Below are 9,331 nucleotides of genomic sequence, written 5' to 3'. Positions count from 1 at the left end.
CCCTCGACCCGGGCCTTGGCCGCGACGCCGCCGGCATTCTGGATCGGCTGGCGAGTGTCGACGCGCATGATCGTGTTCGTGTCGCTCCGGGCGCTCCTGCGCTGCCCCGACTCTCGGCCCGCACGGTTAAGCACCGGTAAACAGGCCGGCAGAACCTGCCGGGTCGGCAGGTTCGGTGCCGGTCGATCACATTCTGCGGCCGCTTGCCGGCTGGATAATGATATCTGTTCTCAACGGTTTAGCGGAAAGCCCAGGCTGGCATGGGGCTGGCAGGGAGGGGGGCAGGTCCGTTCACCCGCGAAAAAAACCGGCATGCGCCCGAGCCACCCTATCAAGCTCCTCGGATCGGCCCTCGCGGCGCTCGTCGTCGGGGTGCTGCTGATCGCCGCGGCCTCGGGCCCGGCCCTCGCCCTGTCGCGGGTGAAGGACCTGGCCTCCATCGAGGGCGTGCGCCAGAACCAGCTGGTCGGCTACGGAATCGTGGTCGGTCTCAACGGCACCGGCGACACCCTCAACAACATCCCGTTCACCAAGCAGTCGCTGCAGGCAATGCTGGAGCGGCTCGGGGTCAACACGCGGGGGGCCACGATGCGCACCCAGAACCTCGCCGCCGTGATGGTGACGGCGAGCCTGCCGCCCTTCGCCGCCCAGGGCACCCGCATCGACGTGACGGTCTCGTCGCTCGGCGACGCGAAATCCCTCCAGGGCGGTACGCTGCTGGTGACGCCGCTGCTGGGCGCCGACGGCGAGGTCTACGCCCTGGCGCAGGGCTCGGTGGCGATCGCGGGCTTCTCGGCCGAGGGCGACGCCGCCAAGATCACCCGGGGCGTGCCGACCAACGGCCGCATCTCCAACGGCGCCAACATCGAGCGCGAGATCGCGTTCAAGCTGAACGACGCCCGCGCCCTGCGGCTGTCCCTGCGCAACCCCGATTTCACCACCTCGAAGCGGATCGCCGCGGCGATCAACGACTTCATGGGCGCCGACACCGCCGAGCCGACCGACCCGGCCACGGTCACGATCCAGATCCCGGCCAAGTACAACGGCAACATGATCCGCCTGATCACCGAGGTGGAGCAGCTCAAGGTCGAGCCCGACCAGACCGCCCGGGTGGTGGTCGACGAGCGCTCGGGCATCATCGTGATGGGCCGCGACGTGCGCGTCTCCACGGTGGCGATCGCGCAGGGCAACCTCACGGTCACGATCAGCGAGCAGCCGCAGGTGAGCCAGCCGGCGCCCTTCTCCAACGGCCGCACCGCCGTGGTGCCGCGCACGAGCCTGAAGGTCGACACCGGCGACGGCAACAAGCTGGCGCTGGTCAAGGAGGGCGTGAGCCTGCGCGAGCTGGTCGATGGCCTGAACGCCCTCGGGGTCGGCCCCCGCGACCTGATCTCGATCCTCCAGGCGATCAAGACTGCCGGGGCGCTCCAGGCCGATATCGAACTGATGTGATTGTCGCGTGCATCGTCCCGAAAGGTGGTTGCCGGCTTTCGGAAAAAGACGATGCCCCAGGAAGGTCCGGAGGGCTAATCATGCTGCCACTCGCCAACATCGCGGCCAACGCCGCCGCCGGCGTCGGGAAATCCATCGCCACCAGCGTGTCCGACGGCATCCTCAAGACCGGAAGCACCGCCAAGGCGCACAAGACCGCCACCGAGTTCGAGTCGATGTTCCTGGAGAACAGCCTCGACCGGATGATGCAGTCGGACGGGACAGAAGGCCCGCTCGGCGAGAACGGCACCGGCGGCGGCGTCTACCGCTCGATGCTGACCAAGGAATACGCGGGACAGATCGTGAAGAGCGGCGGCGTCGGCATCGCCGATTCGGTGTTTCGTGAGATCATGAAGATGCAGGGCGCGACCACCGATGGAGCCGGCAATGCAAAGGGCTGAACCGCTGCGCGTCGCCGACCGGATCACCGCCGAGGCGCTGGTCGGGGGCGTGCTGGCCAACATGGCCGCGCTGGAGGCGGTGCTGGCCGAGGAGGCCGCGCATGTCCGGGCCGGGCGCCTGCGCGAAGGTCTGGCGGCGGCCGAGCCCAAGTCCGCGCTCGCCGCGGCCTACATGCAGGGGCTCGAAGTCGCCAAGGCCAATGCCGTGGCGCTGAAGCGCTTCAACCCGGAGGGCGTCGAGACCCTGCGGGCCGCCCATCGCCGGTTCACTGCGGCCGTCGAGGCGAACCAATCGGTGCTCGACAGCGCGCGATCCGTGTCGGAGGGGCTGATCAAGTCGCTGGCGGAGGAGATCGGCCGGGCGCAGCTGCCCTCGGGCTACGGACGGCAGGCCCCGGCGCCCTCCCCGTACGGACGGGGGGTGCGCAGCGGGCCGCTGGTTCTGTCGCGGAACCTGTAACGGCCCCCTCAGCGCCGGCCGTTGCCGATCCGCACGTAGGTCCGGACCTCGCCGAGGTCGGTGTCGGCGCGGTTGTCGATCGCCAGGTGGCCGGCGACCAGGGGCGCCGCCTCGGCGCCGACGCCATGGCCGGCGCGCAGGTCGGTGCCCGCGATCACCCGGCCGGACACGCGGATGCAACTCGTGCTGCCGGGCAGGCGCTCGAAACCCGGCCCCTTCGAGGGGCACGGCACCGCGGCCGCGGCGGTCGAAGCCTTCTCACGATCGCGGGCATCGGCGGGCGCGCCGATCCCGACGAGTGCGGCGGTCAGGACCAGGGCGGTCGGCGAACGGGCCATGTCAGGCGGCCTGACGCGACAGGTCCCGGTACAGCAGATCGATGTAACGCTCGACCTCGCCGATGAAGGCGTCGAGATCAGGCTCGACGAACCGCAGCCGGGCGAGGTCGCGCAGCAGGATGTCGAGGGCGGTGGCGCGGTCGCCGGGGCGGCCGTAATCGTCGAGATAGCTGTCGATCGCCTGTTCGGCCATCACGATGGCGCCGATCTGCGCCGCTGAGCCGAGGCGGCGGACCGCGTGGACGGGTTCGGACAGCGCCATGCGGACCACTCCTCGAGCGGACGATCGCACGACAGGCGACCGTCCTGCGCGCTTCACTGCGGGAAAGCGGCAAGACTATGGTCGCGGGTCCGAATACCGGCGTCAGCTGATGTAGTTGACCAGCGAGAGCTTCGAGAGCGAGGCCGTGACCTGATAGCTGGCCTGGAGCCGGTTCTGGACGTCGAGCAGCTTGGCGACGACTTCTTCCGTCGGGGCCTGCTCGATCCCATCCAGGGTGTTCTGGACCGTGGTCCGGGTGGCGGTGTTGGTCGTGCCGGCGTTCGAGAGCCGGGTCGCGGCGACGCTGAGCTGCGTGACGGTGTCCTGGACGCTGGGGTTGGTCTGGTCGGATGCGGACAGGAGCGTCCCGGCCTTGCCGACCACCGCCTTGTAGGTGGCGCTGGTGTTGGCGTCGCTCGCCGTGGGAAGCGCGAACGCCATGGTCGCCAGGCCGGCCAGGACGTTCTGGATCGTCTTGTCGTTGGCGCGGGCGCCCGTGCCGACCTTGCCGGTGGCGCTGACCTGCACCGATTGCGTGTCGAGCGGCGAGGTCGGCACGGCCTGGGTCGGGTCCGCCGGCGTCGTGTAGGTGTTCTCGCCCTGGTACCAGAGCACCGTGTCGGTCGCCTTGGCGGCCGTGAATCCGGTCGGGTTCTTGGCCGCGTCGTAGACGATGCGCTGCTGGGGCATGATGCCGGTGCCGTTCGGGCCGCCCTTCGCCGATCCGGTGAAGAAGTCGGTCGTCACCGCCGCGGTGGCGTTCACCGCCAGCGTGCTGCTGGCCGCCCCCTTGAGCGCGTTGGTCAGCGTCGCGGACAGGTTCGTCATCGTGTCGGCGGCGGTGGCGCCGATCGCGAAGCTGGTGGTCGAGGTCGAATCCGCGCTGGCGGCCGCGGTGAGCGTCACGGTCGTCGAGGTGCCGTCCGGCATCTTCAGCGCGAAGCTGACCGTGTCGCCGACCGCCGGCTGCGCCGCCAAGCCGATGGTGAGCGAGGCCGGGCCGGCGCCCGTGATCGAGGCGCTGAGCGCCGTCCCGGTGGTCGTCGGGGTGCCGGACAGGGTGAACCCGAACTTGCCCCGGGTCGCGGCGTTCGCCTCGTCGGTGACCCGGACGGAGGTGGCGCTCGGCGCGGTCTGCGTCAGCCGGCCGTTGCCGCCGGAGCCCAGCTCCGCGGCGACCCGCTCGTTGACCAGCGACGTGAGGCCGGCGAGCGTGTTGCCCTGCGCGTCGGTGGTGCCGTTGAGGATCGTGTCGGCGTCGAGCACCGGCTGGGTCGTGGCGTCGCGGCCGCCGAACAGGTAGCTGCCGGCCGCCGACTGGTTGAGCGTGTCGAGAGCCGTCTGCAGGTTGGCGAGCGCGATCGAGCGGCCGGCCGTGGTGTTGGCCGCGATGCTCTGCAGGCCGTTGTTCAGGGCGGTGCGGGCGTCGGTGCCCAGCTTCGCGACCTGGGTCAGGCTCGTGACCGCGAGCTTGGTCCGGGTCTGGGCGGCGGTGATGCCGGCGCCGTAGCCGTCGAGCGCGCTCAAGGTGGCCTGGGCGGCCAGCGCCGTGGAGCGCCCGGTGCCGAGCCCGCCATAGGTCTGGGAGACCTTGCCGCTGGAGAGCTGGTTCGACAGGTCGTTCAGCTGGTTCTTCAGCGTCAGGAGCTGCGAGGTGTTCCGGTTGGCGACGTAGGACCCGGCCGCGAAGGGAGAGATCGTCGTCATGGTCAGATCTGCAGCAGCTGGTTGAGCATGTCGCGGGCGGCGGTCAGCACCCGGGCGTTGGCGCCGTAGGCCGTCTGCAGGGCGATCAGGTTCGACATCTCCTGGTCGATGTTGACCCCGGCCCCGGCGGAGAACCGGCTCTGCGCCGTCGAGAGCGCGGTCTGCTGGGTGTCGTCCATCGCGGCGGCGTTCGCGGACGCGGCCCCCTGCGAGGCGATCACGTCCTGCGCGAAGCCGACCACGCTCGCCCGGTAGGGGGCGGAGACCCCGCCGATGCCGCTCGACGACGAGAAGGTCTGCTGCGCCGAGGTCAGCGCCGTGAAGATCGCCTGCGCCCGGCCCCCCGAGGCGCTCGGATCGGTGGCGCTGGACGCGACGAGCGCCGAGGTGTTGCCGGACAGCGCCGGGTTGATCGAGATCCGTTGCGCGAAGCCGGTGAGCTGCGCGCCGCTGTCGAACGAGCCGGTGAACAGCTGCGGGGTCGGGGGCGGCGCCGCGGACACGTCGGTGAAAAGGGCGATCTGCGGATAGCCCGTGGTCAGGTCGCTGGGCGAGGTCGGCTGGGTGATCCTAGCGGTCGCCGCGCCAGCCACTTTGCCGCCCGCCGTGAGCGTCAGGGTCGCAGCCGACGCCGTGGCGGAGCTGTTGGTGACGCCGAGCGTCGGCAGCTTGTAGTTGGCAGCGTCAGAACTGGCATTGAACGTGCTGAAGGCGGCCTGGATCTGCGCAGCGTAGGTGGCCGGACCGCCGCTTGCGTCAAACGTCAGGGTCAGGCCGCTGGCATCGGTCGTCTGTGCCGCCGGAACGATCTTACCACCCGCGTTCGCCGACGCCACCAGCGTCACGTTCCGCACCGTGTTGGTGTTGTCGGTCACCGCGAAGGTCACCGTGTTCCCGGGCTGCATCTTCGGCAGCGTGATCGTGGTGTCGCTGACCGTGATACCACCGGTGGTCGTGGTATTGAGCGTACCGCCCACGCTCGTGTCGGTGAGCGCGCTGGCGAGCCCCCCGGCGAGGTCGTCGAGCTGGCGCTGGGCCTGCGGCAGGACCTGGTCGCGCAGCTCGATCCCCGCGGCAAGGCTCCCGGACCGGATGGCGCCGGGCGCCCCGAGGTCGATCTTGCCGCCGCCCGGGAGCGTGGCCGTGATCGTACCGACCGTGCGCTGCGCCGGGTCGGTCGAGTAGCTCGAATTCGCGCTCAGCGACCCGTGGCCGTCGAAGCTCAGCGTCGCGGCGGTGCCGCGGTCCACCAGGGTCACGCCCGATTGGGTCAGCACCGACACCGTGCCGTCGCGCTGCGCGACGGTCTGGACGTCCATGTAGCCCGAGAGCGTGTTGATCACCTGGTCGCGCTGGTCCTGGAGGTCGGCCAGGGACGAGGCGTCAGTGGTGTTCTGGATCTTGGCGTTGAGCCGGGCGACGCTGGACAGGAGCGTGCTGGCCGATCGCGTGTCGGTGCCGAGCTGGGCCTCGACCCCCGAGCGCAGGTTCTGCACCGAGGCGGCGGCGCCGTTGATCTGGCTCGCCAGCGCCGACGCGTTGCTGACCACGGTGGTGCGGGCGGCCGCCGAGGTCGGGTTGGCCGACAGCTCCTGCAGCGATTCGGTGAACGTGTTCAGCGTGCCGTCCAGCGCCGCCCCGCTGCCCGGCGCCCCGTAGAGCGCGTCGAGCTGGGACGCGATGCCGGCCTTGGTGCTGGTATAGGCGGCCCCCGAGGTCTCGAGCCGCAGCTGCTTGAGCGCGGCGGCGTCGAAACTGCGGGTGATCGCCCCGACCGCGACGCCGGAATTGTTGGTCCCGGTCGCGACGGTCGAGAGCGTTCGCTTGACGTATCCGGCCGTGCCGGCATTCGCGACGTTCTGCGAGACGACGTTGATCGCCGCCTGCGTGGCCGCAAGCCCGGCGGTCGCGGTGGAAAGCGCGTTCAGCGACATCTCACGGCCTCCGCGGTTGGGATCGCGCCCTCACTCAGCGGATCACGTTGAGCAGGTCAGACATCATCGTCTGGGCCGTCGACATGACCCGCGTGTTCGCAGAGTAGGCCTGCTGGGTTACGATCATCTTAGAGAACTCGCTCGCAATGTCGGTATTGGATTGCTCATTGCTGGCGCCCGTGATCGTGCTGCCGTTCAGCCCCACCAGGGCCGGACCGGACTCGGCGGTCTGGAGGTAGTTTCCGTTCGAATCGGCCTTCAGCCCGTCGGGGTTGGCGAACTGCGCGATGCCCACGGTGGCGAGCCCGAGCACCGAGCCGTTCGAGAACGTGCCGTTGATCTTTCCGTCCTCGCCGATTGCGACGCTGGTCAGCGTGCCGGCGCTGTTGCCGTTCTGGCTCAGCGTGTTGGTGGTCACGGCACCCGACGTGTCGGCGTACTGCGTCAGGCCGGCCGTGCCGACATTCATGGTCATGTTGGAGAACGTGTAGTCGCCCACCGTGACGTTGCCGAGCGCGACGGGACTGGTCGTCGGCGCGGTCAGCTTGCCGGTGGAGTCGAAGGTGAACGCCGTCCCGACATTCTGCCAGGCCGTCGAATTCGCCGAGGCCGTGGGATTGGAGGCGTAATAGAGGTTCCAGACTGCCGGCTGCGACGGCGTCGTGGTGGCATCCTGCACCTTGGCCCAGCGCGTGCTCAGGGTGACCGGCGCACCGGTCTGCGTGTAGGCGGTGATCGACGGGCCCGCGATGCTGTTGTTGACGAAGGTCCCGGCACCGGTCGAAGGCACCGTGGGTCCGGGCACCGTGGCTCCCGACAGGACGACCGCTGCTGGCAGCTGATTGTAGACGTCGGAGCCCGACGTGGCGGACGCGGTGGTGGCCGGGGTCGCCGGCAGGTTGGCCGCGTAGGTCAGCGACGTGGTCGGCTGGGCCGGGAGCGAGCTGTTGCCGATCTTGAGCAGCCCGGTGCTGGTCGCCTGGCCGGTGACCGGATCGAGGTTCGTGCCGGTCAGGTAGCCGCCGGCGCCGTTGACGAGGTAGCCGTCCTTGTCCTGCGCGAAGTCGCCCCGGCGCGTGTAGACGTTCGTGCCGCTGAAGGTGGCCGCACCGTTCGAATCACCGGTCTTACGCACCACGGTGAAGAAGCCGTCGCCGTTGATCGCCATGTTGGTCGGGACGCTCGACGCCACGACGTTGCCGGCGATCGTGTTGGTCAAGCGCGACTGCGCCAGCACGGAGCCCGCGACCTCGCGCTTGGGCGTTGTCTCGGACATCATGTCGACGAAGCTGGTGTCGATCCGCTTGAATCCGGTGGTCTGCGAGTTCGCGATGTTCCCGGAGATGTTGCTGATGGCGTAGGACTGCGCCTGCAGTCCGGAGACCGAGGTCTGCAGGGCGGTAAAAAGATCCATGGCATGCGATCCCGATACGCGCCGCAATGGCCCGCAGGACCAAGGGAGCGCAACCGCCGTGCCACAGCTAAGTCCTTGGCGCAGATAGCGTTGGCCGAATCCGACCCGGCAGCACTGACCGGCCGGAGGTGCCGACCCGGCAGATTCTGCCGGACCGGGCCGGCCCCGGTCCGGCGGCATCGCCGGCGCGCGTTTACGGGGTGTTATCCGGCTCGCGCCAAGATCGGGCACGGGCTGAACCGGGTGGGGGGCGTCCCGCCCGGACGCGTCGAAGCGGCACGGATTGCGGATCTAGAGGTCATGCGGGCGAAACGGACGAGCCTCGTCCACATCATCTACTTCTCGCGCCTCAACCTCTCGTGGGATCCGGCAAAGCGGTCGGAGCAGATCAACGAGATCGGCCGGGTCGCGCAGAAGAAGAACGAGTTCTCGGTGATCACCAGCTTCCTGATCATCGAGGGCAACTTCGCCTGCCAGGTGATCGAGGGCGAGCGGTCGTCGGTTCACGAGACCTTCGACCGGGTCAGCGCCGACCAGCGCCACCGCGACGTGCAGATCAACGAGTGGCGGGAGATCGCCAAGCGTGAGTTCGTCCACTCCTTCAAGAGCGCCCAGCGCACCGCGACCAACGACGGCCTGTTCGCCAAGGCCAACCTGCTGCCGATGCTCCAGCGTGGTACTCCGAAGGCGACCGCGATCCACGGGCTCTGCGTGGCGCTCCAGAACGACGCGATGTCCCGCCAGGGCATCGATCACCTCTTCATCTGAGCCGAGCGATGTCCGAGAGCGATACGCCCCCGATCCTCATCGTCGACGACCAGGAAAAGCTCCTGCGTCTCGAGGTGATGCTGATGACCCGGATCGGCTTCCCCGACGTCGAGGGGGTCACCACGGCCGCCGAGGCGCTGGAGCGGCTGCGCACGCGCCGCTACGCGCTGGTGATCTCCGACCTGGCCATGGAGCCGATGGACGGGCTGAGCCTGCTGCGCGAGATCCGCGGCGACGACGCGCTGATGAACACGCCCTTCATGCTCACCGAATCGTCCTTCGACTTCGAGGACATCAACCTCGCCCACCAGGCGGGCGCGGACGCCTTCATCCTCAAGCCGTTCGACATGGCGGTGCTGAAGAGCAAGCTGAAGCAGGTGCTCAACCGCAAGCCGCGCAAGCGCGACGCCCCGATCGCGGCGGAATCGACGCTGACTGTGGATTTCCCAATGCTGGGGAAGTTCTGAGGTCTCGCGTCCGGCACTGACACGCGCCCACCCTCCCCCCTTTGCGGGGGAGGGTGGCCCCCGAATGGGGGTCGGGAGAGGGGCAGCGC

Annotated in this window: 10 protein-coding genes; 5 read left to right on the top strand and 5 right to left on the bottom strand. The window is 69.2% G+C overall.

Going from position 1 to position 9,331, the window contains the following annotated elements:
• Positions 1–312 precede the first annotated feature (312 nt).
• The 3 genes from FV228_RS12660 (at position 313) to FV228_RS12650 (ending at position 2,352) form a co-directional block, all read left to right on the top strand.
• The gene (locus tag FV228_RS12660; protein ID WP_147854946.1) at positions 313–1,452 is read left to right on the top strand and encodes a flagellar basal body P-ring protein FlgI; all 1,140 of its coding nucleotides are present in this window, start codon (positions 313–315) and stop codon (positions 1,450–1,452) included.
• 80 nt (positions 1,453–1,532) lie between these two features.
• Positions 1,533–1,892 carry a rod-binding protein gene (locus FV228_RS12655; protein WP_147854945.1) on the top strand — a complete coding sequence of 120 codons (360 nt, stop codon included), beginning with the start codon at positions 1,533–1,535 and terminating at the stop codon, positions 1,890–1,892.
• On the top strand, positions 1,879–2,352 hold the full coding sequence (locus FV228_RS12650) for a hypothetical protein (protein WP_147854944.1): 474 nt from the start codon (positions 1,879–1,881) through the stop codon (positions 2,350–2,352). The genes FV228_RS12655 and FV228_RS12650 overlap by 14 nt, the downstream gene beginning before the upstream one ends.
• An 8-nt stretch (positions 2,353–2,360) precedes the next feature.
• Here the strand turns inward: FV228_RS12650 and FV228_RS12645 are convergent, their stop codons facing one another.
• The 5 genes from FV228_RS12645 to FV228_RS12625 all read right to left on the bottom strand — a co-directional run bounded on the left by FV228_RS12645 (position 2,361) and on the right by FV228_RS12625 (position 8,007).
• On the bottom strand, positions 2,361–2,690 hold the full coding sequence (locus tag FV228_RS12645) for a hypothetical protein (protein WP_147854943.1): 330 nt from the start codon (positions 2,688–2,690) through the stop codon (positions 2,361–2,363).
• Between the two features lies 1 nt (position 2,691).
• Positions 2,692–2,952, bottom strand: a complete 261-nt coding sequence (locus tag FV228_RS12640; protein WP_147854942.1) for a hypothetical protein — start codon at positions 2,950–2,952, stop codon at positions 2,692–2,694.
• 102 nt (positions 2,953–3,054) lie between these two features.
• A complete protein-coding gene (locus FV228_RS12635; protein ID WP_147854941.1) occupies positions 3,055–4,659 on the bottom strand; it encodes a flagellin in 1,605 nt (534 codons plus the stop codon).
• Between the two features lie 2 nt (positions 4,660–4,661).
• Positions 4,662–6,593, bottom strand: a complete 1,932-nt coding sequence (gene flgK, locus FV228_RS12630) for a flagellar hook-associated protein FlgK (RefSeq protein WP_147854940.1) — start codon at positions 6,591–6,593, stop codon at positions 4,662–4,664.
• A 34-nt stretch (positions 6,594–6,627) separates the two neighbouring features.
• Positions 6,628–8,007, bottom strand: coding sequence for a flagellar hook-basal body complex protein (locus FV228_RS12625; protein ID WP_147854939.1), 1,380 nt, complete (start codon positions 8,005–8,007; stop codon positions 6,628–6,630).
• A gap of 300 nt (positions 8,008–8,307) precedes the next feature.
• Between FV228_RS12625 and FV228_RS12620 the strand changes: the two genes are divergently transcribed.
• Positions 8,308–8,775, top strand: coding sequence for a BLUF domain-containing protein (locus FV228_RS12620; RefSeq protein ID WP_147854938.1), 468 nt, complete (start codon positions 8,308–8,310; stop codon positions 8,773–8,775).
• Positions 8,776–8,783: 8 nt separating this feature from the next.
• Positions 8,784–9,242 carry a response regulator gene (locus FV228_RS12615; protein WP_147854937.1) on the top strand — a complete coding sequence of 153 codons (459 nt, stop codon included), beginning with the start codon at positions 8,784–8,786 and terminating at the stop codon, positions 9,240–9,242.
• Positions 9,243–9,331: the final 89 nt, after the last annotated feature.

Origin of the sequence: Methylobacterium sp. WL18 (assembly GCF_008040015.1) — a bacterium.
GTDB lineage: Bacteria > Pseudomonadota > Alphaproteobacteria > Rhizobiales > Beijerinckiaceae > Methylobacterium > Methylobacterium mesophilicum.
The sequence above is the reverse complement of the archived record's forward strand: the minus strand, read 5'-3'. Positions and strand labels throughout refer to the sequence as shown.

Bases quoted from the DNA above. Each gene is read 5' to 3' on its own strand.
- FV228_RS12660 (WP_147854946.1), top strand. From the start codon at position 313: ATGCGCCCGAGCCACCCTATCAAGCTCCTCGGATCGGCCCTCGCGGCG.
- FV228_RS12655 (WP_147854945.1), top strand. From the start codon at position 1,533: ATGCTGCCACTCGCCAACATCGCGGCCAACGCCGCCGCCGGCGTCGGG.
- FV228_RS12650 (WP_147854944.1), top strand. From the start codon at position 1,879: ATGCAAAGGGCTGAACCGCTGCGCGTCGCCGACCGGATCACCGCCGAG.
- FV228_RS12645 (WP_147854943.1), bottom strand. From the start codon at position 2,690: ATGGCCCGTTCGCCGACCGCCCTGGTCCTGACCGCCGCACTCGTCGGG.
- FV228_RS12640 (WP_147854942.1), bottom strand. From the start codon at position 2,952: ATGGCGCTGTCCGAACCCGTCCACGCGGTCCGCCGCCTCGGCTCAGCG.
- FV228_RS12635 (WP_147854941.1), bottom strand. From the start codon at position 4,659: ATGACGACGATCTCTCCCTTCGCGGCCGGGTCCTACGTCGCCAACCGG.
- flgK (WP_147854940.1), bottom strand. From the start codon at position 6,593: ATGTCGCTGAACGCGCTTTCCACCGCGACCGCCGGGCTTGCGGCCACG.
- FV228_RS12625 (WP_147854939.1), bottom strand. From the start codon at position 8,007: ATGGATCTTTTTACCGCCCTGCAGACCTCGGTCTCCGGACTGCAGGCG.
- FV228_RS12620 (WP_147854938.1), top strand. From the start codon at position 8,308: ATGCGGGCGAAACGGACGAGCCTCGTCCACATCATCTACTTCTCGCGC.
- FV228_RS12615 (WP_147854937.1), top strand. From the start codon at position 8,784: ATGTCCGAGAGCGATACGCCCCCGATCCTCATCGTCGACGACCAGGAA.